The sequence below is a fragment of the Marivivens aquimaris genome (assembly GCF_015220045.1).
In the GTDB taxonomy this organism is placed as follows: Bacteria; Pseudomonadota; Alphaproteobacteria; order Rhodobacterales; family Rhodobacteraceae; genus Marivivens; species Marivivens aquimaris.
In genome coordinates this window covers 762,228-785,077 of sequence record NZ_JADBGB010000001.1, presented here as the reverse complement: position 1 = coordinate 785,077, position 22,850 = coordinate 762,228, and the positions used below count along the sequence as shown (strand labels likewise).

The 22,850-nt window shown below is 60.3% G+C and carries 25 protein-coding genes; 16 read left to right on the top strand and 9 right to left on the bottom strand.

The genetic code is table 11. The annotated features are described in order from the left end of the window. Positions 1 to 154 precede the first annotated feature (154 nt). Positions 155 to 1,321: an FAD-dependent monooxygenase gene (locus IF204_RS04045; protein ID WP_194094892.1), complete on the bottom strand. Its 1,167-nt coding sequence runs from the start codon at positions 1,319 to 1,321 to the stop codon at positions 155 to 157. An 11-nt stretch (positions 1,322 to 1,332) separates the two neighbouring features. Further along, entirely contained in the window at positions 1,333 to 1,755 is a 423-nt protein-coding gene (dksA, locus tag IF204_RS04040; RefSeq protein ID WP_194094890.1) for an RNA polymerase-binding protein DksA, read from the bottom strand. 285 nt (positions 1,756 to 2,040) lie between these two features. On the opposite strand from dksA, the gene IF204_RS04035 reads away from it, so the two are divergent. From IF204_RS04035 to IF204_RS04005, 8 genes are all read left to right on the top strand, one after another. Next, a complete protein-coding gene (locus IF204_RS04035; protein ID WP_194094888.1) occupies positions 2,041 to 2,886 on the top strand; it encodes an AAA family ATPase in 846 nt (281 codons plus the stop codon). Between the two features lie 253 nt (positions 2,887 to 3,139). After that, a complete protein-coding gene (locus IF204_RS20195; protein WP_265588441.1) occupies positions 3,140 to 3,265 on the top strand; it encodes a hypothetical protein in 126 nt (41 codons plus the stop codon). Continuing rightward, positions 3,262 to 4,623 (top strand): DUF2927 domain-containing protein, encoded by a 1,362-nt coding sequence (locus tag IF204_RS04030; RefSeq protein ID WP_194094886.1) that lies wholly within the window; start codon positions 3,262 to 3,264, stop codon positions 4,621 to 4,623. Before IF204_RS20195 ends, IF204_RS04030 begins: the two co-directional genes overlap by 4 nt. Positions 4,624 to 4,636: 13 nt before the next feature. Then, positions 4,637 to 4,810 carry a hypothetical protein gene (locus tag IF204_RS04025; protein WP_194094884.1) on the top strand — a complete coding sequence of 58 codons (174 nt, stop codon included), beginning with the start codon at positions 4,637 to 4,639 and terminating at the stop codon, positions 4,808 to 4,810. 2 nt (positions 4,811 to 4,812) lie between these two features. Continuing rightward, complete coding sequence (locus IF204_RS04020) at positions 4,813 to 6,000, top strand: vWA domain-containing protein (protein WP_194094882.1); 1,188 nt, start codon at positions 4,813 to 4,815, stop codon at positions 5,998 to 6,000. Then, on the top strand, positions 5,997 to 6,341 hold the full coding sequence (locus IF204_RS04015) for a hypothetical protein (RefSeq protein ID WP_194094880.1): 345 nt from the start codon (positions 5,997 to 5,999) through the stop codon (positions 6,339 to 6,341). The genes IF204_RS04020 and IF204_RS04015 overlap by 4 nt, the downstream gene beginning before the upstream one ends. Then, a complete protein-coding gene (locus IF204_RS04010) occupies positions 6,338 to 6,934 on the top strand; it encodes a DedA family protein (protein WP_194094878.1) in 597 nt (198 codons plus the stop codon). Before IF204_RS04015 ends, IF204_RS04010 begins: the two co-directional genes overlap by 4 nt. Positions 6,935 to 6,969: 35 nt before the next feature. Beyond that, positions 6,970 to 7,647: a M48 family metallopeptidase gene (locus IF204_RS04005; protein WP_194094876.1), complete on the top strand. Its 678-nt coding sequence runs from the start codon at positions 6,970 to 6,972 to the stop codon at positions 7,645 to 7,647. Here IF204_RS04005 and IF204_RS04000 read toward each other — a convergent pair. Genes IF204_RS04000 through IF204_RS03990 form a run of 3 tightly spaced genes read right to left on the bottom strand, consistent with a single transcriptional unit; the run spans position 7,644 to position 9,884 of the window. Beyond that, positions 7,644 to 8,186: an RSP_2648 family PIN domain-containing protein gene (locus IF204_RS04000; protein WP_194094874.1), complete on the bottom strand. Its 543-nt coding sequence runs from the start codon at positions 8,184 to 8,186 to the stop codon at positions 7,644 to 7,646. The two genes, IF204_RS04005 and IF204_RS04000, sit on opposite strands and share 4 nt — an antisense overlap. Next, the gene (locus IF204_RS03995) at positions 8,183 to 9,379 is read right to left on the bottom strand and encodes an RSP_2647 family RNA methyltransferase (protein WP_194094872.1); all 1,197 of its coding nucleotides are present in this window, start codon (positions 9,377 to 9,379) and stop codon (positions 8,183 to 8,185) included. Before IF204_RS03995 ends, IF204_RS04000 begins: the two co-directional genes overlap by 4 nt. 40 nt (positions 9,380 to 9,419) lie before the next feature. After that, positions 9,420 to 9,884 (bottom strand): DUF6778 family protein, encoded by a 465-nt coding sequence (locus IF204_RS03990; RefSeq protein WP_322743253.1) that lies wholly within the window; start codon positions 9,882 to 9,884, stop codon positions 9,420 to 9,422. Between the two features lie 329 nt (positions 9,885 to 10,213). On the opposite strand from IF204_RS03990, the gene edd reads away from it, so the two are divergent. From edd to IF204_RS03975, 3 genes are read left to right on the top strand one after another with little or no spacing between them, the layout of a single operon-like run. Further along, the gene (edd, locus tag IF204_RS03985) at positions 10,214 to 12,019 is read left to right on the top strand and encodes a phosphogluconate dehydratase (protein WP_194094869.1); all 1,806 of its coding nucleotides are present in this window, start codon (positions 10,214 to 10,216) and stop codon (positions 12,017 to 12,019) included. 54 nt (positions 12,020 to 12,073) lie between these two features. Continuing rightward, positions 12,074 to 12,715 carry a bifunctional 4-hydroxy-2-oxoglutarate aldolase/2-dehydro-3-deoxy-phosphogluconate aldolase gene (gene eda / locus IF204_RS03980; protein WP_194094866.1) on the top strand — a complete coding sequence of 214 codons (642 nt, stop codon included), beginning with the start codon at positions 12,074 to 12,076 and terminating at the stop codon, positions 12,713 to 12,715. Between the two features lie 57 nt (positions 12,716 to 12,772). Next, positions 12,773 to 13,222 carry a VOC family protein gene (locus IF204_RS03975; RefSeq protein ID WP_194094864.1) on the top strand — a complete coding sequence of 150 codons (450 nt, stop codon included), beginning with the start codon at positions 12,773 to 12,775 and terminating at the stop codon, positions 13,220 to 13,222. 17 nt (positions 13,223 to 13,239) lie between these two features. Here IF204_RS03975 and IF204_RS03970 read toward each other — a convergent pair whose 3' ends face one another. From IF204_RS03970 to IF204_RS03955, 4 genes are all read right to left on the bottom strand, one after another. After that, a complete protein-coding gene (locus tag IF204_RS03970) occupies positions 13,240 to 13,515 on the bottom strand; it encodes a hypothetical protein (protein WP_167638484.1) in 276 nt (91 codons plus the stop codon). Positions 13,516 to 13,522: 7 nt separating this feature from the next. Next, on the bottom strand, positions 13,523 to 16,282 hold the full coding sequence (locus IF204_RS03965) for a [protein-PII] uridylyltransferase family protein (protein ID WP_194094862.1): 2,760 nt from the start codon (positions 16,280 to 16,282) through the stop codon (positions 13,523 to 13,525). A 782-nt stretch (positions 16,283 to 17,064) separates the two neighbouring features. Further along, on the bottom strand, positions 17,065 to 17,325 hold the full coding sequence (locus IF204_RS03960; RefSeq protein ID WP_194094860.1) for a hypothetical protein: 261 nt from the start codon (positions 17,323 to 17,325) through the stop codon (positions 17,065 to 17,067). A gap of 62 nt (positions 17,326 to 17,387) precedes the next feature. Then, positions 17,388 to 18,425, bottom strand: coding sequence for a hypothetical protein (locus tag IF204_RS03955; RefSeq protein ID WP_194094858.1), 1,038 nt, complete (start codon positions 18,423 to 18,425; stop codon positions 17,388 to 17,390). A gap of 456 nt (positions 18,426 to 18,881) precedes the next feature. On the opposite strand from IF204_RS03955, the gene IF204_RS03950 reads away from it, so the two are divergent. From IF204_RS03950 to IF204_RS03925, 5 genes are all read left to right on the top strand, one after another. Next, positions 18,882 to 19,064, top strand: coding sequence for a hypothetical protein (locus IF204_RS03950; protein WP_194094856.1), 183 nt, complete (start codon positions 18,882 to 18,884; stop codon positions 19,062 to 19,064). A 35-nt stretch (positions 19,065 to 19,099) separates the two neighbouring features. Beyond that, on the top strand, positions 19,100 to 19,309 hold the full coding sequence (locus IF204_RS03945) for a hypothetical protein (RefSeq protein WP_194094854.1): 210 nt from the start codon (positions 19,100 to 19,102) through the stop codon (positions 19,307 to 19,309). Next, a complete protein-coding gene (locus IF204_RS03940; RefSeq protein ID WP_194094852.1) occupies positions 19,306 to 19,569 on the top strand; it encodes a hypothetical protein in 264 nt (87 codons plus the stop codon). The genes IF204_RS03945 and IF204_RS03940 overlap by 4 nt, the downstream gene beginning before the upstream one ends. A 226-nt stretch (positions 19,570 to 19,795) precedes the next feature. Further along, positions 19,796 to 20,641, top strand: coding sequence for a ParB N-terminal domain-containing protein (locus IF204_RS03930; RefSeq protein ID WP_194094848.1), 846 nt, complete (start codon positions 19,796 to 19,798; stop codon positions 20,639 to 20,641). Continuing rightward, positions 20,641 to 22,794 (top strand): transposase domain-containing protein, encoded by a 2,154-nt coding sequence (locus IF204_RS03925; protein ID WP_194094846.1) that lies wholly within the window; start codon positions 20,641 to 20,643, stop codon positions 22,792 to 22,794. The genes IF204_RS03930 and IF204_RS03925 overlap by 1 nt, the downstream gene beginning before the upstream one ends. The last annotated feature ends 56 nt before the right edge of the window (positions 22,795 to 22,850 follow it).

The following is a 22,850-nucleotide window of genomic DNA, read 5'->3' as shown; positions in this document are numbered from 1 at the left end:
GAAGGAGGGACGCCTTCGGGGGTACTGGGAACAAAACTAAGAACTGCAAACTCTTTTCGTACAGGGGAACAGACTGCACATCACTCAAATCAGGCGTTTTGGGACCGCCTTCACAGAGTAAATGCAACCGACCCGCTTCCGGTTCCGAAGTTTTTCAACTTTTTTCTGCAGTCACGTCGTGACCGTAGAGCCAGTCCATCCGCTTGAGGAATAACTGCGGCGCGGTGGCGCTGAGCAAACCCAGCGCAGCATGGGCCGCGGTGCGTTTCATGCCTTGCAGATGGTAGTTCACTGCGTTGGCGTTCGCAGCCTCGATGGCGCGTGATACGCGGTCGCGGCGGGCGGACTGATAGAGTGCGAGTGCGGTACTCTGGTCCTCGCAGCGATCACACTCGTCCGCCAGCACATAGGCGTCTTCCAGCGCGAGGTTCGCGCCCTGCGCAAGGAACGGCAGCGTCGGATGGGCCGCATCACCAAGGATCACGCGGGTATCGTCATGCCAGACCTTCGCGACCGGATGGCGAAACAGGCCCCACAGGCGTGTCGTCTGCATCTGGTCGAGGATATTCTTCAACTCGGGCGCGCAGTCGGCAAAGGCTTCGCGAACATGCGACGGCTCGTCGAAGTAGTGCCAGCCCTCGGCCACCCAGTCGTCGCGCTCCTGCACAGCCACGATATTCATGCGCCCGCCGATCAGCGGATAGGTCACGACGTGTTTTTTCGGGCCCATCCAGATGCGGGCAACGGGCTCTGCATCACGAACCTGCACAACCGATCGCCAAGCCACCTGCCCCGTAAAGAACGGCGTATCGCGGCCATTGAGGTCCTGCCGAACGACGGAATGCAGGCCGTCCGCGCCGATAATCAGGTCGCCTTGGACCGTTTCGTCATTCGAGAAGCGCACATAGTCAGGGCCAAGCTCTTCCGCGCGGGCATCGGTGGTGATCTCTACCCCTGCCTGAATGGCGCCGGTCGCCAGAATGTCGAGGAGGTCCGCGCGGTGAAAAAACCTGTAGGGCTCACCGTCGAGCTGCGTGAGATCGAATGACGCGACCTGTTTGCCACTGATCGCATCCATCGGCCTGACGGCAGCGCCGCGAATGGCGCGCTTGTCGGCGATTTCCGAGAGGCCAAGCGCCTTGAGAACAGCCGCGCCATTCGGCGTGATCTGCAACCCTGCACCGACCTCTTTGAGTTCTTTCGCCTGTTCGTAAACGCGAACTTTTGCGCCTGTCCGCGCAAAACAAAGGGCGGCTGCGAGTCCCGCAATACCGCCCCCCACGATCACGACAGAGCGGCCTTTGTTAGCCCCTGTCGTCATGATGTTACCGATCAGTCGTCGCGGTGGACCCGCTCGCGGCGTTCGTGGCGTTCCTGCGCTTCGAGCGTCAGGGTCGCGATCGGACGTGCATCAAGGCGACGCAGGCTGATCGGTTCGCCAGTCATTTCGCAATAACCGTATTCACCGTTTTCGATGCGGCGCAGGGCAGCGTCGATCTTGGAGACGAGCTTGCGCTCGCGGTCACGGGTGCGCAATTCCAGCGCACGGTCGGTTTCTTCGGAAGCGCGGTCAGCAATATCGGGGATATTGCGGGTCGATTCCTTCATACCCTCAATCGTGTCACGACTTTCTTCGAGGATATCAGCCTTCCATGCGAGGAGTTTGCGACGGAAGTATTCGAGCTGACGATCGTTCATAAACGGTTCGTCTTCCGCCGGACGATAGTCGTCGGGGAGGAAAGTTTCCGCCTTCATCTTATCTTCCTTGTTTGGGCCTTGGCCGCTCAATTGACTATTCCAGTCATAGCCTTGAAATGTGACGCTGACTTAACCCTTGGGGTCACAAATGTCACGTCACAATTGGCACCATTGCCTAACGAAACGGTATAGTGTGGCATGTTGCTTCACCTTGCGTTAAGTGCGGGCAAACATTGCGAAGTTTTCGCTGCGGCCACTGGCCGAAACGCTTTCGCCGACATGACGTTCTGGTAAACTCGCCGTCATTGCCCCTGCCCGAGTCCCTGTAGGAAGGATACCGTAGTGCAAGCCCGTTTCCAAGGAACCGACAGCTATGTGGCCTCTGACGATCTGCGCGTTGCGGTGAACGCCGCAATCACGCTCGAAAGGCCGCTGTTGGTCAAAGGCGAGCCAGGCACGGGCAAAACGGAGCTGGCGCGTCAGGTCGCGGCCTCGCTCGGGCTGCCGATGATCGAGTGGAACATCAAATCCACGACGAAAGCGCAGCAGGGTCTTTATGAATACGACGCCGTCAGCCGCCTGCGGGACAGCCAGCTTGGCGACGAGCGGGTGAATGACGTGAAGAACTACATCCGCAAGGGCAAGCTCTGGCAGGCGTTCGAGGCGGGCGAAAAGGTCGTGTTGCTGATCGACGAGATCGACAAAGCCGACATCGAGTTTCCGAACGACTTGTTGCAGGAACTCGACCGGATGGAGTTCCACGTCTATGAGACCGGCGAGACGATCAGCGCGGTGAACCGCCCGATCGTCATCATCACGTCGAACAATGAAAAGGAATTGCCCGACGCGTTCCTGCGCCGCTGCTTCTTTCACTACATCCGCTTCCCTGACGCCGACACGCTGCGCCAGATCGTTCAGGTCCACTATCCTGACCTCAAGCAAGAGCTGCTGACTGTCGCCCTCACCCGCTTTTTCGAAATCCGCGAAACGCCTGGACTGAAGAAAAAGCCGTCGACCTCGGAAGTGCTCGACTGGTTGCGCCTGCTGCTGGCTGAAGACCTATCGCCCGAGGATCTGCAAAAAGACGCGTCGAACGCGCTGCCGAAACTGCATGGCGCGCTTCTGAAGAACGAGCAGGACGTGCACCTGTTCGAACGCCTCGCGTTCATGGCGCGGCGCAAGGGGTAAACGATTCCCTTGATGCGGCGCCATTGACGCCTCATCCGCGACGAATACCGAAAACAAAATACGTCAATCCGGTGGAGAAGCCCCATTTCCGCCGAAATTTCCCCTGTTAAATAAGAAATACCAGCTGCTCTCACGTCTGTGATGACACGGGAATGCCCCGTTTGGTCGTCAGATTGCCCCTCTCGCATCCCAAGGCAGTCAGGTTCGCCCTCCAGAAAAGTGGAATGACTTTTCTTCTGGAGAGCGCAAACCAATGACCGAGTTTTTTGTTTATCAAAGCGCCGATTTTCAAAACCGCGACTTCGAAGGCCTGCCCTTCGCGACGGCAATTTCCGCCGCCACTCACGCACACTTCAATAGCGTCGGGGAGGCAGCATGAACCGCTTCGTCGCCCCCTTGATCGCCGTTAGCATGGGCGTTCTCGCCGCATGTACGCCCACACCGCCAGTGTCCCAGCCAACGCGCGCCGCGCCCATGGACAGCTCGCTTCCTGCGATGCGGACCTTTGGTGCGCCTGTCAGGATGCCGCTCACCCGTTCCAACATGTCTATTGCGCAGGATTTCCTCGACCTCGCGTTCAAGATGGAAAGCGGACGCTCCCTGCCCGTCTTCACCCGCTTCGAAGGCCCGATCACGGTCAGGGTCGCCGGACAGTACAACGACCAGCTTGTCACCGACCTTCTGAAGCTGACCCGCAGGATGCAGACCGAAGCCGGCGTGAATATTTTCGTCAACAATGCGCCCAATGCCGCCATCACGGTCGAGGCCGTCCCGCGCAGTGAACTGAACCGCGTCGTTCCGGGAGCCGCCTGCTTCGTGGTCCCGCGCGTCAGCGGCTGGCAAGAATTCCTCGCTATGCGCCGTACGCCCGCCGTCGACTGGGCGACCGTGACGACCCGCGAAAAGGCGACCGTGTTCGTGCCATCCGATGTCTCACCGCAGGAAACCCGCGACTGCCTGCATGAAGAGCTCGCGCAGGCCATCGGGCCGCTCAACGACCTCTATCGTCTGTCAGACTCGATCTTCAACGACGACAACATGCACGCGGTCCTGACCTCGTTCGACATGCTGGTCCTCCGCGCCTTCTATTCGCCCGAACTGCGCAGCGGCATGAGCCGCCAGCAGGTCGCCGAGGTTCTACCGGGTCTGCTCGCCCGTCTGAACCCCGCCGGAGAGCGCGGCACGGCGTCGCGGACCAGCAGCACCTCGCGCGACTGGATCGACCTGATGGAGTACGCCCTGTCGTCTTCTAACGGCCTCGCCCAGCGCCAGCAGGTGTCCGAGCGCGCGATCAATCTGACCCGCGCATTCGGCTGGAACGATATCCGCGAAGGCTTTGCCAATTTCGTCTATGGCCGCCTCAACGTGACCAACAATCCGCAGGCTGCCTATGCAGCGTTTTTGGCAGCAGATCAGGCATATCGCGCCGATCCGGGTGCCCGTGTGCAGCGTGCCCACGTTGCTGTCCAACTCGCCGCCTACACCCTGTCCCATGGCCGCGATCAAGAGACGCTTGCCATCGCCAACGAAGCCATTCCCATCGCCACCGCCTATGAAAACGCGTCCCTGCTCGCGACGCTCATGATGTTCAAGGCAGAGGCGCTGGAGAACCTCGGCTACCGGAACGAGGCACAGCAGGTCCGTCTGGACAGTCTGGGCTGGGCACGGTACGGCTTTGGCTCGGAACAGAACATCCGGACGCGTCTGCAAGAAGTGGAGCGACTGGACCCGAGCTAACAGGAGCTTCACCATGATCTACCCCCTTGCCGGCATCGTTCTTGGCATCATCGTAGGGGCAGTTCGTGCGAAAATGCGCGGCGGCAAAGTTCTGGACATGATCCAGTGGGCCGCCGTCTATGCCATGATCTTCGGCATCATCGGCCTGTTCATCGTGATCGGTATCGACCGCAGCTATCAGGGCTGACGATGTTCCTCCCCTTCTTCGAAGAGTTGAGGAAGGGCGGCGTTCCCGTCACGCTGCGCGAATACCTGACGTTCCTCGAAGCGCTGAAGGCCGGTCTGGCCCTCTACGACACCGAGGAATTCTATTACCTCGCCCGCACCGCCATGGTGAAAGACGAACGGCACCTCGACCGCTTCGATCGTGCGTTTTCGGCGGCTTTCTCTGGCATCGAACAGATCAGCACCGAACAAGTGCTGGAAGCCGTCGACCTGCCCGCCGACTGGCTGGCCAAAATGGCCGAGAAGTACCTCACCGAAGAAGAAAAGCGCGAGATCGAAGCGCTCGGTGGTTTCGACAAGCTGATGGATACGCTCCGCGAGCGTCTGGCCGAACAGAAGGGTCGACATCAGGGCGGCAACAAATGGGTCGGCACGGCGGGCACCTCGCCCTTTGGTGCCTACGGCTACAATCCCGAAGGCGTGCGGATCGGTCAGGACAAATCCCGCCACCAGCGCGCGGTAAAGGTTTGGGACAAGCGTGAGTTCAAGAACCTCGATGACAGCGTCGAACTTGGCACCCGCAACATCAAGGTTGCTCTGAAGCGCCTCCGCAAATGGGTGCGTGACGGCGCGACCGAGGAACTGGACCTCGACGGCACGATCCGCTCGACGGCAGAGCATGGGTACCTAGACGTGCAGACCCGTCCAGAGCGGAGGAATGCGGTCAAGGTGCTGCTGTTCTTCGACGTCGGCGGCTCAATGGACCCGCACATTCAGGTGCTCGAAGAACTGTTCAGCGCCGCGCGGGCGGAGTTCAAGCACCTCGAACATTTCTACTTCCACAACTGCCTCTACGAAGGTGTGTGGCGCGACAACAAACGCCGCTGGAATGCACAGACACCGACGTGGGAGGTGCTGCGCACCTACGGGCCGGACTACAAATGCATCTTCGTCGGGGATGCCTCGATGTCCCCCTACGAGATCGCGGCGCGTGGCGGCGCCAACGAGCATTGGAACGAGGAAGCCGGTCACGTCTGGCTTGAACGTGCGCTAGAGCAATGGCCCAATACGCTCTGGATCAACCCGGTGCCCGAACACTATTGGCAGTACACCCAATCTATTGGCATGATCCAACAGATCTTCGGCACCGACCGCATGGTACCGATGACGCTCGAAGGACTTGAACGGGGAATGAAGGTGCTCGGCCGATGAGGCGGATTCCGAAACTGATCGTGAGACATCCGGTGATCAGTCTGCTGTTCGTGGCAGCTGTGACGTTCTCTGTGATGTTTGCCGTGCGGACCCTCGACCAGACGCGCCATTGGGAAGACTACCGCGGCAAACGCGGCCGGATCGAGCCTTGGATGACGCCGGGGATGATTGCCCACGTCTGGCACCTTGACCGCGGCGATGTCATTTTCATCGCGGGCGCCAGCGACCTGTCCATTCCCGACCGCGCCAGCATCGAGGAAATCGCCCAAGAGCGCGGTGTGCCTGTCGAAGACATCATCAAGAACATCGAAGACTTCGTCAGGCGCGAGGGTCATCGATGACTGAATGGCTTCTGACGCAGATCGCCACTTGGGGCACTCCGCTTTTCTTCATCACCAATTTTCTCTCCTGCATCGCCTTCCCCATCCCCGCCTCGCTTCTGATGCTGGCATGCGGAGCTTTCGCGGCATCAGGCGATATCCAGTTCTCGGTCTCCTTTGCCGCGTGCCTGACCGGCGCAATCCTTGGCGACCAAGCGGGGTACATGATCGGGCGTCACGGCGATACGCACCTTCAGCGTTTCGTCGCGAAGAAAGAAAACCGCCGCAAGCTTTACGCTCGCGCTGCCGAGTTCACGGCCCGTCGCGGCGCTGTCGGCATCTTCCTAACGCGCTGGCTATTCAGCCCGCTCGGCCCCTATGCGAACTTCGCCGCGGGCGCGATGGACATGAACCGCCGCCGTTTCACCATCTGGTCCGCGATGGGCGAGGTTGTGTGGGTGTCGCTCTACACCTCGCTCGGCTACATGTTCGGAGACCAGATCACTACGATCGCCGAGGTCGCGAGCAACATCAGCGGCCTTCTTGCGGCAAGCTTGCTCGCGCTGTTGGCGGGTGGATTGCTCCTGCATCTGATCCGCGACATCGAGACCTGATTGCATCGCGCGGCAAGGCTGCCAATATAACACCTATGCTGCGCTTTTTGCCTTTCATCCTGCCAATCATCTACGCCCTCGTCATGTGGCAGTTCTCTGCCATCCGGACGCGGAAACACCTCGACGCGAACTCGGTCGAGTTGGTCGAGCCGCGACTGGAGCCTGCGTTGCGCAAGCTCGCGTCGGCGCTGGATGTGAAACGCGTGAAAGTGTTCATGCTGGACGATCCGACGATCAACGGCCTTGCCGCGCCCGACGGGCGGATCTTCATTACGCGCGGATTTCTGGAGAAACTGCGCAGCGGCGTAGTGACGGCGGACGAGTTGACCTCGGTCATTGCGCACGAACTGGGTCACGTTGCACTGGGTCATTCGCGCCGCCGGATGGTGGACTTCGGCGGGCAGAGCCTGCTGGCCTCGTTGCTGTCCGGCATCATCGGGCGGTTCCTGCCGGGTATAGGGCGCTACCTTGTGTCGGGCCTGATGTCGCTGCTTTCGGCGAAACTGTCCCGCTCCGACGAATACGAAGCGGACGCCTACGCGACTGCCCTGCTCATCAAATCGGGGATCGGCGCAGGGCCGCAGCTGAGCATGTTCCAGAAACTCGACAAACTGTCAGGCAAGAGCGGCGCGGGACCGTCGTGGCTTCTCAGCCATCCGGCAACGCCCGACCGCATCGCGGCGATCGAGAAAAACGCCCGCAACTGGGCTTAACGTGTCAGCGCCTTTGCCAGACGCGGCAGGCGTGCCTTTTTCAGCAGCGACCGCATTTCCCACGGCTCCGCCGACAGGCGGCGCGCTTCGGCGAGAACGGCCTCGGCGGCATCGGTGACGGCGGCGGGATGATCCGCGTAAAGCTGGATCAGCAACTGGTCGGGATCGAGGCGGGTCAGCCCCTCTTCCGCCAGGATGTTCTTCGGAAAATCGGATGCGTTGATCGTGATGATCGTATCGCAGTGGGCGCCGATGGCCGCTGCCAGCACATGAACGTCGTTGGGATCAGGCAGCCACAGGCGAGCCTCCAACCCTTGCGGGATTTCGACCTCGGCGCGGGGAAAGCGGACCTTCATCGTCGCGATCTCGCCGCGCGCGATCGTCTCCGCCCCAGGTCCGAGTTTATTCGTCGCGCGCGCCCATTCTTCGAGGATACGCGCGGACCAGCGCGGCTCGAACAGGCCGCGCTCTGCGGTGGCGAGCAGCACCTCGCGCATCACCGTCGGAAACAGGACGCAGGCGTCGAGCAGCAGCCTCACAGACGGAAGAAGACCGACTTGAGGTAACCGCTTTCTGCCAGTTGCGGCATGAGCGGGTGATCGGGGCCAGCATATCCGGTGTGGATAATCTGCGCCGAACGCCCAGCGCGGCCAATACCGCGAGCCGATGCATTGCGGAACTTGGACAGTTCGGCCGCGTGCGAGCACGAGCACAGCACCAGATAGCCGCCCTCTTTCACCAGCGGAGCGGCCATCTTTGCCACGCGCTCGTAGGCACGCAGACCGGTTTCGAGCACCTTGCGGGACGGCGCGAACGCGGGCGGGTCACAGACGACGACGTCGAATTGCACGCCCTCTTCGTTCAGTTTGGCCAGCGTATCGAACGCATCGCCCTGACGGGTCGCGAAACGGTCGGCCACGCCCATGGCCTCGGCCCCCTTGGTCGCAAGCGCCAGTGCAGGCGCGGAGCCGTCAACGGCAAGCGCCGACGCAGCGCCGCCAGCCAGTGCGGCCAGCGAGAAGCCACCAACGTGGCTGAAGACGTCGAGGACGGTCGCATCTTTGGACAGCATCTGACCGAACGCGTGGTTCGGGCGCTGGTCGTAGAACAGACCGGTTTTCTGGCCGCCCATGACGTCGGCCATGTAGATCGCGCCATTCATCGGAACGGGGATCGGCGCGGTCGGCGCTTCGCCAGCCGCGACTTTGATTTCTTCGCTCAGGCCTTCGAGCCCGCGCGCACGGCCGGAGCCGTTCATGATGACCGTCGAAACGCCGGTCACCTTTTGCAAGGCGGCCACCAGCATGTCGATACGCACATCGGCCCACGCCGCATTAGGCTGGACGACAGCGGTATCGCCGAAACGGTCGATCACAACACCCGGTAGGCCGTCGGCCTCCGCGTGGATGAGACGATAGAACGGCTCCGCAAAGATACGCTCACGGTGCGCCAGCGCCTTGGACAGACGGGCGGCAAACCACGCCTCGTCGATGACCGCGTTGATATTGCGATCCAGCACGCGCACGATGATGCGCGAGTCAGGGTTGACCGCGACGAGCGCCATCGGCGTGCGTTCGGCATCCTCAAGGATCGCAACAGCTCCGGGTTCGATCGCCTTAGTGCGGCGGTCGGTAACCAGATCGTTTAAATACACCCAAGGAAAGCCGTGACGAATGGCACGGGCATCGGCTTTGGGCATCAGGCGGACAACGGGGAGTAAGGGCGCGTTCATATCGCCCTCCTACCCGTTTTCAAAGCACTCGGGAAGAGCGTTAGTTGAGTTCCGCAGCGATCAGCGGGCCGAGGTTATCCAGCACGAACATGCGTTCGGTGTAGCCGCGCGCCTCGGCAGCGGTCACAGCCCGCGGACCGGGGCTATCGATGCTGAATTCGACTTGACGCGGACCTTCCAGCACCTCGCCGCTCAGCGCGTCGCGCAGCGTCAGCGAAAAGTGGATGTCGTAGTCACCGTTGAAGCGATAACGCGTGTATTGGGTCAGACCGTGGAACTTTTGCAGTTCGATTTCGGCGATGACAGGCAATTCGCCTTCCGAGGTCTCTACTCCTCGTGCGGCTGCCTCTTCGACCAACTGCTTGATCTGTGCGTGACGGTCGAGACCGATGTCCCCGCGCCAGACGATATCCGCGCGCGGTTTGATTGAATTTGCCTCAGACACGACTAGATTCTGAGGTACATTCACACGCACGTCGGTCAGACGATAAGACTGTGGCCTCATCTCTACGGATTCAGCCGTAAGAAGCGGACCATCGAATGTGATGTTCCGCGAAGCAGGTTCACTCTGCATACAGCCGGCTACAGACACGCCGACGCATGCTAACATAGCATAACGTAACACCTTCATGTTCCGAACTCCATTTCACTGGCACTTTGTGCTCTATTCTTTTGAAGTATTGAGGTTCTACTGATGGATAGGGGCGAGAAAGCGTCAAACGATCGACAATTTAAGGAAAATTGCGCGTGAAAATGTGACGAAATTTAGCCCGTGTTGTTAGCGGTAACACAATCTGTTATGGCTGGCCGCGAGAAGAGAGGGAGAATCTTTGAATGGCTTTGCATCCAACGCTCAAGGCCGTGACCGACAGGATTGTCGCACGGAGTGAGACGCGGCGGACTGCCTACCTTGACCTGATGGGGCGCGCTGCCGCCGAAGGTCCGAGGCGGGCACATCTGACCTGCGGAAACCAGGCTCACGCCTACGCAGCAATGGGCGGTGATAAAGACGCGCTCGTTGCCGAAAAGGCCCCGAATATCGGGATCATCACTGCCTATAACGACATGCTTTCGGCTCACCAGCCGTTTGAAACCTACCCCGCGATCATCCGCGAGGCCGCCCGCGCTGTCGGTGCGACCGCGCAGGTCGCTGGCGGCGTTCCGGCGATGTGTGACGGCGTGACCCAAGGCCAGACCGGCATGGAGTTGTCGCTGTTTTCGCGTGATGTGATCGCCCTCGCCGCCGGCGTCGGACTTTCGCATAACGTGTTCGACTCGTCGATCTATCTGGGCGTCTGCGACAAGATCGTCCCCGGCCTGGTGATGGCTGCGGCGACCTTCGGCTATATTCCGGCTGTGTTCGTGCCCGCCGGTCCGATGGTCTCGGGTCTGCCGAACGACGAAAAGGCCAAGGTTCGCCAGCAGTTTGCTACCGGCGAAGTGGGCCGCGACAAGCTGATGGAAGCCGAGATGGCCTCCTACCACGGTCCGGGTACCTGCACTTTCTACGGCACCGCGAACACCAACCAGATGCTGATGGAGTTCATGGGCCTGCACCTGCCGGGTGCGTCGTTCATCAACCCGAACACTCCGCTGCGCGATGCGCTGACGGTCGCTGGCACCGAACGTGCCGCACAGATCACCGCGCTCGGCAACGAATACACGCCGGTTTGCGATGTTCTGGACGAACGTGCGTTTGTGAACGGTCTCGTCGGTCTGATGGCAACGGGCGGCTCTACCAACCTCGTGCTGCACCTGCCCGCAATGGCGCGTGCTGCGGGGATCGAGCTGGACCTTCAGGACTTCCACGATCTGTCGGAAATCGTTCCGCTGCTGGCCAAGGTTTACCCCAACGGCCTTGCCGACGTGAACCACTTCCACGCCGCTGGCGGCCTCCAGTTCATGATCTCGGAACTGCTGAACGCAGGTCTGCTTCATGACGATGTGACTACCGTCGCCGGCAAGGGTCTGGATCGTTACACCCAAGAGCCCAAGCTCAAGGAAGGCCGCGTTGCTTACGAGGACGGTCCGGCGGAAACGCTGAACGACAAAATCCTCCGCCCCGCTGCCGATCCGTTCGGCCAGACCGGTGGTCTGTCGCTGCTCGAAGGCAACCTCGGTCGTGGTGTGATCAAGGTCTCGGCTGTCGCCCCCGAGCGTCACATCATCGAAGCGCCCTGCCGTATCTTTCAGGAACAGGCAGACGTGAAGAAGGCGTTCCAGAACGGCGAATTCACGTCGGACACCGTGGTGATCGTCCGCTTCCAAGGCCCGCAGGCCAACGGGATGCCGGAACTTCACTCGCTGACGCCGACGCTGGCGGTTCTTCAGGACCGCGGCCTCAAGGTCGCGCTGGTCACGGACGGCCGTATGTCGGGCGCATCGGGCAAGGTTCCCGCTGCGATCCACGTCAGCCCCGAGGCTGCCGATGGCGGACCGCTCGCGATGCTTCAGGACGGTGACGTGATCCGACTTGACGCGACCAAGGGCACGCTCGAAGTGCTCGGCGTCGATCTGTCGACCCGCACCGCCGTCACCGCCGATCTGTCGGGCAACGGCAACGGCGTGGGCCGCGAGCTGTTCGGCGTGTTCCGCAAGAACGTCGGCCTGTCGTCGCACGGCGCTGCCGTTGTGGTCTGATCTTAGCGCCCGAGGCTCCTCCGCCTCGGGCTTTTTTACTGCATAGGACAAAATATGACGCCCGAAGCTGCATCCATTGAATCCCGCAAAGTCTGCGAACTCGCGCCGGTCGTTCCGGTTCTGGTCGTGGACGACGCAAGCTCCGCTGCCGATCTGGCCAAAGCGCTCGTCGCTGGCGGCCTTCCGGCTCTCGAAGTCACCCTCCGCACCGCTGCCGCGCTGGACGCGATCCGCGAAATGGCTCAGGTCGAAGGCGGCGTCGTCGGCGCTGGCACCCTGCTCACCGCGCAGGACGTCGAAGCCGCCAAGAAAGCCGGCGCGACCTTCGGCGTATCGCCGGGCGTGACCGACCGTCTGCTCGACGCGTGCGAAGCCAATGACCTGCCGCTCCTTCCTGGCACCTCGACCGCGTCGGACGTGATGAAGCTGCTCGACCGCGGCTACACCACGATGAAGTTCTTCCCTGCCGAAGCAAACGGCGGCGCTCCGGCGCTGAAGGCAATCGGCGCTCCGCTCCCGCAGGCAAAGTTCTGCCCGACCGGCGGCATCTCGATGAAGAACGTGAACGACTACCTGTCGCTGTCGAACGTGCTGTGCTGCGGCGGCTCGTGGGTCGCTCCGGCCCAGATGGTCAAGGACGGCGACTGGGCAGGCATCGAAGCCCTCGCCCGCGAAGCGGCAGCGCTCAAGCGCTGACTTGCCAGAACGCTAACGGAGGCGCAGGGTGACAGCAGCCAAAAGGGGGCATTCATCATGACAACTCCGACCAGCACGTGCTTATGGTTGGAAAGCGGCGCCGCTGAGGCTGCCGCTTTCTACCAAACCCTATTTCCCGACGCGCGCGTCACGCACACCCAGCCGAAATTCGACAATCCTGACGAAGCGCTGGTGGTATCTCTCGAAATCGGTGGACAGAAGTTCAGCCTGCTGAATGGCGGGCCGTATTACAAACTGACGCCCGCTGCCTCGATCGAAGTGAAGCTCGACACCCAAGCCGACATTGACCGCGTCTGGGCCGGCCTTTCCGAAGGCGGCACAGAGATGCAATGCGGATGGCTCACCGACCGTTGGGGTGTGTCGTGGCAAATCGTGCCCAAGGTCTTTTTCGACCTGATCGCCGGTCCCAAAGCGGACGCGGTGATGGCGGCGATGATGCAGATGGTAAAATTCGACATCGCCGCATTGGAGGCCGCAGCGGAATAACCGCTGCGCCTGCCGGTTTACTGCTGGTCGGTCACGCGCGCCGAACGACCCCCGCGACGCTTTGGTGCGGTCGGCTGGTCCAGCGCTTCTTTCAGCACGCCGGTCATCGGGTGATGCGGATTGCCGCCCTCGTAGCGGGCCAGAAGGCCACGCACGTTGGCATTCGTGTCCGATCCGAGCGGTGTTTTCAGCGCCCAGTCAAAAAAAATGCTGCGGCATTCTTCGAGAGTGATCCCGTCGATACGGTAGGATTCACGGATCAGACCCGTCGGGTCGATATCGTCTTGAGCCATGTGGCGCCTATTCCAAGAGGCGAGAGATAACCTGGTCGGCCGCATTTGCCGTGTCGTCCATCGCGATGCGTAGCGCCTCGGTATCCGCAAAGCCGGTCTCCCGCAAAATAAATCGACGTCCGCCCTCACCCAACTCATCGGGCTCCAGCTTGCCGCCAGTGAGCAGCCGCGCGGCGGCCTGCAATTGCCAGAATAGATTGGCCGCGTTGCACAAGGCAGCTTCATCCGCGGCATTGAACCATCCGGAGGCGACACCGGCAGCGATCTGCTCGGGCACATTGCGGGCATCGGACCCAGCACGGAGCGCGGCGGTCTGCGCGCAGAGCTCCACATCCTGCAAGCGCCCTGCCCCGATTTTAGCGTCCCACGCGCCTTGCGGCGACTTTGCTTCGGCAATCCGGCGGCGCATGTCGGCCACGTCGGTCAGCACGGTTTCGCCATTGGATTTCTCTGCGAGGATTTGCTGGCGGAGCGCCTCGACTTCCTCTGCCAGATCCTCCGCCCCTGCGATGGGTCGCGCACGGGTGAGCGCAAGGTGCTCCCACGTCCACGCCTCGTCGCGCTGGTACATGTCGAATGAATTAAGCGAGGTCGCCACCGGCCCCTGACGGCCCGAAGGGCGCAGGCGCATGTCGACTTCGTAAAGCTTGCCCTCACCCATCGGCGCAGTGACAGCGGTCAGCAGCGCTTGGGTCAGGCGGGCGTAATAGGGGCGCGTTCCCAGCGGCCTGCGCCCATCGGAATTTTCCACTCCATCCGCGTCGTAAATCATAATCAGATCGAGGTCGGAGCCCGCATTGAGCCGTCGCGCGCCGAGCGATCCCATGCCGAGCACGACCGCACCGCGTCCCGGCGGCGTGCCGTGCTTGCTGCTGAATTCATCGACGACGATGGGCCAGAGGCCCGAAATCACAGCCTCCGCTAGATCGCTATATTGCTCCCCACTTTCCTGCGCGGACACGAGGCCCTGCAGGTGGTGAACGCCGACGCGGAAGTGCCATTCCTTCATCCAGCGGCGGGCCATGTTCAGCTTGGATTCGTAGTCCTCTGCCTCGGCCATAGACCGGGCCAGCGACTGACGAAGGTCATCCACGGACGGCCACGGGTCGAAGAAACTGCCGCCGATCACCATGTCGAAAACGGATGCGTTGCGGGACAGATACTGTGCGAGCGCGGGCGCCGTGGCGCAGATATCGACGATCAGACGGGTGAGCTGCGGGTTCGCCTCGAACAGTGAAAACAGTTGAACTCCAGCGGGTAAGCCTTTGAGAAAGCCGTCGAATTGCAGAAGTGCCTCTTCGGGCTTGGCCGACTGTTTCAGGCGCTCGAAGATTTCTGGCCGCACGCGTTTGAACAGCTCGACCGCACGTTCGGACCTGAAGGCGGGATAGCCCAGCCACGCCGCCTCGATATCCTTGCCGAAGGTGTCGGCAGCGGGCGCGGGTTCGTCAGGGGCAAAGAACCCTTCGGTCAGCGCGTGGACCTCGTGGCTGCGCTGCTCCAGCTCTGCCCGCAGTTCAGGCACGTCGCGGCCCATGAACGCCGCCAGACGCTCCCAGCCCTCGACCGAGTTCGGGAGCGTATGCGTCTGCTGGTCGTTTATCATTTGGAGGCGGTGTTCGACCTCGCGATGGAAGCTGTAATGATCGTATAGTTTCACCGCGTCATCAGCCTCGACCCAGCCCGCAGCGGCAAGTCGATCCAGACCGCGGCGGGTTTCGCGCACGCGCAGGCTGGGGTCACGGCCACCAGCGATCAACTGGCGGGTCTGGGTGAAGAATTCGATCTCGCGGATGCCGCCCCGCCCCAATTTGATATTGTGCCCGTCGAGGTTCAGTGCGCCGTGCAGACCTTTGTGGTCACGGATGCGCAGACGCATGTCGTGTGCGTCCTGAATGGCGGCAAAGTCGAGGTGCTTGCGCCAGACGAACGGGCGGAGCGTTTCCAGAAACGCCTCGCCGGCCTTCACATCACCGGCGGCAGATCGCGCTTTGATGTAAGCGGCGCGCTCCCACGTCCGGCCAACGCTCTCGTAATAGTGCTCCGCCGCCGCGATCGACAGGCATACCGGCGTCACGCTTGCATCTGGGCGCAGGCGCAGGTCGGTGCGGAACACGTAACCTTCGGCCGTTTGTTCGGACATCAAAGTGGTCAACTTGCGCGTCGCACGGATGAAGGACGCGCGGGCGTCGTCGTAGTTGTCTTCGTCCAGACGGTCGTTGTCGAACAGCACGATCAGGTCGATGTCGGAGGAATAGTTCAACTCCCCCGCCCCGCCCTTGCCCATCGCGAGTGCGAAAAGCCCGCCAGCGGTTGCCGCATCTTCGTCGGTCATGCCGGGGATCTTCCCGCGTGCGATCTCTGCCCCGACGAGCCGTTTGAGCGCCGTATCGACCGCCACATCGGCGAAATTGGACAGCGTGCCCGTCACAGCCTCCAGCCCCCAGACCCCGCCGACATCTGCCACGCCACTCATCAGCGCGATCCGCCGTTTCGCTTGACGCAGGCCGCTTTGCAGCTGATCGACCTCAAGCGTACGCACAAGTTCGAGAATTTCCGCCACGGAAGCTTCTGGGTCATCCAGCGCGGCGAAGAACCACTCCGCTTCCTTTTGCATCAGACCCGCGAGGTACGGGCTGCTCCCCGCGATGCCGTAAAGAAGATCGCGCATGACGCCTGTGACCTCTGGAAGCACCGCGAGCGTATCGGCAGCGCGGTCGGGTTCGTAGGCACGGGGTAGTCGGGTGATGCGGGAGTCGAATGTCATGAGATCACTTTTCACCCGCTTTCCGTCAACGTCAATCTGGCAAATAGAGCCGCCTTTGTACGGAGACAGTAATACTTGCAGTAGTCGGAAGAGGCCGGAGGTTCTCGGAAGAACTCGGACAGAGCCTTGAAAAATAAGGCCTATGCGTGGCGTGTCCGATGTGGCCCCTGCATTGCGCCAATAATTGCAGTGCGGCCGGAAATCGCGCGGATCAGAGAAAATACAAAGCCACGAGTGCCGGACTGCAGGAATTAAACGACAGGCGCTTATAGCCTTTTAAAAAAGGCTTAAACGACGACTGAACGCATCATAAACTAGCTTGCAGGACCCAGTTCGGTCCCTCCGAACTGGGAACTCTGGGGCCAACTTCTGAAGCGAGTTCCCAGAAAGAGCTATTTCCCAACTACATCAAACCCTTAGGCGAATGCTCGGGTTGATATATGGTGATTGGAACTGGGAACTGTTTTTAGTTCGAATTGCACTGCAAAGGAACATGAGCGCCGCGCTAGCTTGCGCCGCCTCGGCGTTGTCTCGGTCAGCACCGAACGCAACCAGTTCGACCAAGCTGCCGAAAACAGAGTCGTTGCCTTCCCAAGTGCTGCCGTGGGTCCGATCAGGATCAAGGATCAGCTCTTCGAAAGTCTGTTCAGCGATCTCTTAGAGTGGTCCACAAACTGCTGGCAGATCGGCCGCACCCGCTACTTGCGGGAGACGCACCGTTAAAGCTGCGAAGAATGTCACTCTCATAACTCATCTACTCAACACAGCGTACCGGGAACGGTCTACTCGATGCCCTCTTCTATCAGCGCCATCATCTCGGCGTAGTCGCCTGAGGCGTCGACGCATGCCGAGCTGAAGATCTTCAAAACGTCCGCACCGCTCATGTCGTCGTCGGCTGTCATGCGCTCGATCGCGGTCAGGATCAGATCACCGATCCAGCCATCTCCGCGCCAGTATACGGACGCTTCTTTGCTGCCGGTCGTGGCCAGTTCCACATAGCCCAGCGAGACGACGCTCTCGACGCCCTCGCAAGTCTTCGCCACGTCGTCAGCCGAGGCGAACGAGCTGTTGCACGAAATTGTAAATGCGAAAAGGAGCGCTGCTCTCAATAAAGACGGCTCCCCACCCAAATGACCTGCCCGAGATAGGCCATTCTAGCTGCCTCAAGGTCGTAGAGCTCAGGAATCCTGCCGACAGCATCGTAGCTCAATATCCAATGATTATCTGTCGGCAACATTCGAGCGATAGTAACGTTGGACGTGCGAGTCGTTGCTGCCTTATTTCTTCTGCGATCACTCAGTAGTCCAACGTTAAGCATGCCGGTCTCAAATGCCGCTAGCCGAGCCCCTTCGACTGGAGCTTGTACGTCGATCATGACCAAGGAATTCGGTGGTATCGTCGGCATCATCACAGTGGTGTCGGGCGCTACCAGTAGGCGGCAGCTTTTGGGGTCGATCCCCGCTTCCATGAACCAAGACCTCCGAAACTGGATTGGCTCGGCATCCTGCTGCTTGTCCACCCACGCAACTGGAACGAACTCGGCCAACTGCTCTTTGATCGTGCGGTCCCTCTTTTGCGGAGCTCTCCGCAGGGTCGTTTTGACCTGCCAGTGATTGGCGGAGATTTTAACCAGTTGGCTCTCAAATTCGCTCCGCGGCTTCAAAGCATTGTAGGCAGCATTTGGATCCGACCCGGTCTCATCAGTGGCGTCGTCCGAACCGTCTAAGCTCACAAGGCTGACTGGGGTGTATCTACTTTTCCTAAATCTATCGAACGCCTGCAGAAATTCGGCTTCTGGGAATTGATGATTTTTCACATCAAACTCTGTGCGATTGCCGTACTTGTCGGTGACGACCAAATCGGGCCTGTCAGGTTGATGACTTTGCAAGTCCGACTTTTGCTCGGCCGGATCAAAGTCCTCGATCGGGTCCAAACTCAAACGAATTCCGAGGGCGTGCAAAAGCGCCAGCAACCTCGTTTGATTGATAGATGCGCCGCGCCGAAGGTTTTGCCATGTGTCGGTTGCTGCACCCTCGCCGAAAGCCCGGGTACAAAGCTCAACCTGTGACAGGCCGAGTTCACGACGCCGAGCGTCGAGAACTGCAAATAGATCCTTGGGTTCGAGCGAAGTCACTTCTGGCATGGATAACCTTCATCACAACACAGGCGGGCGCGCTAGCTCACTATGTCACTTTTTCTGACACGAGTTGCAGTCCGCAATACCCGCGTCACCCCACTGGGACATTCCACAATTTTTGCTTGTTGTATTTTTTCCAACTTTCACTTGAAGAGCGGGAATTCTGGAATTATACAAAATGTGAAGTTGGTATTTTTACAAGTTTAGGTGCGGAGCGATGAACATCGATACTGTCCTGCGTTTGGCAGACACCTTGAAGGAGGGGTCCAAGTTTTCCGATTCGGGCCTGTCTACAAACCTCGGCTGTCACACTCGTTTTCTGGCGAACTTACGTTCCGGAAAGGGGTGCAACGTGCGGAGCATCGATCGCGCGGTAATTGGGTTCTCCAAAATCTGGCCCGAAGACCTGGCGTGGCCCGAAGGGATCGAACGTCCGAAAACCTCGCGGAAGGCGGCTTAACGATGTCTTCAACCGATCTTCAAAAGGCCGTTGAAAGCCTCACCGAAAAACAGCGCGCAGAGCTTGCTTTGAGCATCGTGCTGAAGTCCGCCTCCCCCGATTGCGGACTGATCCTTCGTCGCATCGCCAGCGCCACCGAATGTGTGCTTCGCGAGATCGACATCGCCCGAGAGAGTGCCGCTTGATGGCGCATCTCGTCCCCTTTCAGCAATCCGGGCGGGTGAGTGACCGTACCGGTGTTGGTCCGACACGTTTGTCCCTTCGTGTCGTGACCAAAGCGCGCTCTGCGGCCTCCTCCCCCGAGGACCTCCCAACCTCGTGGCTGCAGAGCGCGACTTATTCCAGCGGCCGCATTCGCCGCTTGCTCTCCGATGTTGCCGCTTGCGCCAGCATCTTCGTCACCCTCTTCGTTATTCTGGTGCTGTCATGAGTTCTGCCGACCTATTCGTGCGCAAAGTCTCCACAAATCTTTCCGCTGTCTTCAATTCGAAGGGTGAACAAGTTTCGCCCGCGATGGCTGCTCATGAAGCGCAGCGCCGCATCGACATCAAACGACCGGTGCTGATGACGTCCGAGCGTGCCTGCCTTTGCTGCAATGAGCGGTTCCAGTCTGAAGGCAGCCATAATCGCATGTGCGACAAGTGCCGCGTGAAATCGGCAGGAATGGCCGACTACGCATACGGGCGCTGATCATGAAAGCCGCCTCGCTGAAATCTCCACGACTTCAGCGGGTGTTGAAACTCCTCGCTGACGGCAAGCGGCACTCGACCCGCGAGATTGTCCGCAGATGCAACGTGATGGCGGTCAGCGCCATCGTCTCCGAACTCCGCGCGAATGGCGCAGTCATCCACTGCACTCGCGAACACCAATTCAATCAAGTCGTTTGGCAATACCAGATGACAAAGGGACCATCGTCATGACCATCAAGTTTATCGGGCAACAGCTCGTCGCACTCGACCAGATCATCGTTGCTGACCGACTGCGCCAGACCTCGCCCGCCGGTGTCGAAGCGATCCGAGAGTCGTACCGCGAAACGGGCCAGCAGCTGCAAGCGATCCAGCTGCGCAAGAAGGGCGGCAAGTTCTACCTGATTGATGGCGGCCACCGCATTGAGGCAGCGACCCTTGAAGACGGCTGGACGCAACTACGAGCAGATGTTTACGAGTGCTCTGACGACGAAGCGCGCTTGATGGAGATCGATACCAACCTCGCTTCAGCTTCGATGTCTGCGCTTGATACCTGTGTTTTTCTGGCCGAGAGAAAGACAATTTATGAGCGCCTGCACCCAGAAACCAAGCGTGGTGTAGCAGGAGCCCTGGCGCGTCACCATCGCGCAACGGAACTCGGTTCTTTTGCTGACACCGTCGCAGAAAAGCTGCGGATAACGCCGCGCCAAGTCCGCAAAATCGTTGCGACAGGGGCCGCTCTGTCGAGCGAACACGTCACCGAACTCCGCAAAGCACCTCAAGCCGTCACACTGAAAGACCTTCAAACTATCGTCGGCATCGGCGACGAGAAGGTTCGCTCTTTTGTGGTCAACAAGCTGGGCGCAGGACAAGCCAAGAAGGCCAGCGCCGCACTCGCCGAGTTCAAGGTGTCGGCAGGTGGTTTGAAAGTCGCTCCCCTCGATCCGACCGAGCAAAGCGCACTCGCTCTTCAGCAGAGCTTCGTTCGCGCAAACAAGGCTGCGCGCCGTCGCTTTGTTGAACTCGAACTGGACGTCTTGAAGTCGCTGATCGCCGACATCGAGGACGCGAGCTGATGTCAGTCACACCACAAAAAGAATGGTGGTCGGCTGCAGACCTTGCTGCCTCGGGCCTCCCTGATATTCCGACCACCAAGCGCGGTCTGACTAAGATGATCGATCGTCAGAACTGGGTGGCACAGCCGGGCCTTGCGCGTCGCCGGTCGGGACGCGGTGGTGGGTTCGAGTATCACTGGTCCCTCCTGCCGCAACGCGCCCAGCAGCACCTGCTTTTGGTCGCGACTTCGGACCAAACCGAAAAAGCCGAAGCAGAGCAAATGAGCGCTGCCGAAGCGTGGACCTACTACGACAAGCTTGCCGATAAAGCGAAGGCGAAAGCTACCTCGCGGTTGAAGGCAATCCAACTGGTCGAAGCCCTCGAACGCGGCGGTCTAACCAAAGACCAAGCCGTCCGGAATGCCTCGAAACAGCTTCACTGTGGTGTACGGTCAATTTGGAACTGGTTTGACATGATTGCGGGCATCGCACCGTCAGATCGCCTTCCTTACCTCGCAGACCGCCACAAGCTGGCAAAGCGTCCGAGCCGTGCTGCAGAGATCGATCCGACATTCGGCGAGATGATCAAGGCCGACTACTTGCGCCTTGGGGAGCCGGACTTCGCCGCCTGCTATGACCGCATCGTGCGCCATTGCGAAGCGAACGGCATTCCCGTCGCGTCGAAGTCGGCGACCCGTCGCTGGCTCGACCGGACCGTCAGCAAGGTCACACAAGTTCTGGCCCGTAAAGGTGTCGATGCGGCGAAAGCGATGTTCCCGCCGCAGGAACGTGACAAGACTGCGATGCACGCTCTGGAAGCGGTCAACGCCGACTTTCATACATTTGACGTCTTCGTCCGCTTTCCGGGCGCCAATGGCGAACCTGACACCATCCAGCGTCCGCACATGGTGGCGATCCAAGACATCTATTCAGCCCGCGTTCTCGCTTGGCGGATCGACACCACCTCGAACGGTCATGCGGTCCAATTGGCCTTCGGTGACCTCTTCCGCGAATATGGCATCCCCTATCACGTGCTGCTCGATAACGGCCGCGAATTCGCCAACAAAGCGCTGACCGGCGGCGCTCCGACCCGTTTCCGTTTCAAGGTCAAGGAAGACGACATTCCCGGTCTGTTGACCGCCCTCGACGTCGTGCTGCACTGGGCCACACCATACCACGGACAGGCTAAGCCGATCGAACGCGCTTTCCGCGATATGTGCGGCCGCATTGCGAAGCATCCCGCGTTCCACGGCGCATATACCGGCAACAGCCCGACCGCGAAGCCCGAGGACTACGGCAGCCGCGCCGTGCCGCTTGAAGAGTTCCTTGCCGTACTGGCTGACGAAATTCAGGCGCACAACACCCGCACCGGCCGTCGCTCCGAGGTCGCGATGGGCAGATCATTCGCTGACGTCTTCGATGAAAGCTATGCGACCGCCCCGATCCGTAAAGCCACCAAAGAGCAAGAGCGGCTCTGGCTGATGGGTGTCGAGGGCCTGACCGTCAATCGCCGGACAGGCACCGTGAAGTTCCAAGGCAATACCTTCTGGGCACCCTTCCTTCACGAACATCTCGGCAAGAAAATCGCTGCGCGTTTCGACTACAACGACTTCTTCGACGGGCTGCACATTTACGCCCTGAACGGCGAATACTTGGGACATGCCGAGTGCCGCGAGAAGGTCGGGTTCTTCGATGCAGACGAGGCGCGCATTCATGCCCGCGCCCGCAAAGATTGGCTGAACGCCGAGAAGGCCGCGTTGAAGGCGCACAAGACGCTGACCAACGCCGAACTCGCGAAGGGGCTGTCCACTAGCCTGCCGCCTGAACCGGCTGCGAAGCTTGAAGCCAAAGTCGTCAAGATGGTGCCGAACACCGCCAAGAAGTTTCGCACCGTCGCCGCCGAACAATCGACGCCCGAGATCGATAAGAAACGCGATGAAATTGTCGCCGATCTCGCCAGCCACCGGGCGACCAAGCCGAAATCGCGCCGGATCGAAGAAGTCGACAATCGTGAGCTTTACCGCCGCGCGCTCGAACTCGAACGCAAGCTGGAAGCTGGCGACGACATCACCAGTGAGCAGAAACGCTGGCTGCACTCGTACCAAGACACGAGCGATTACAGGTCGATGCAGCTGATGGTGAAGAATTTTGGCGAGGCCTACCTCGCCAAATGAAAAGCCGCCCTTGTGTGCAGCAAGGACGGCCTAATCAAAGCCCGTGATTGGAATTC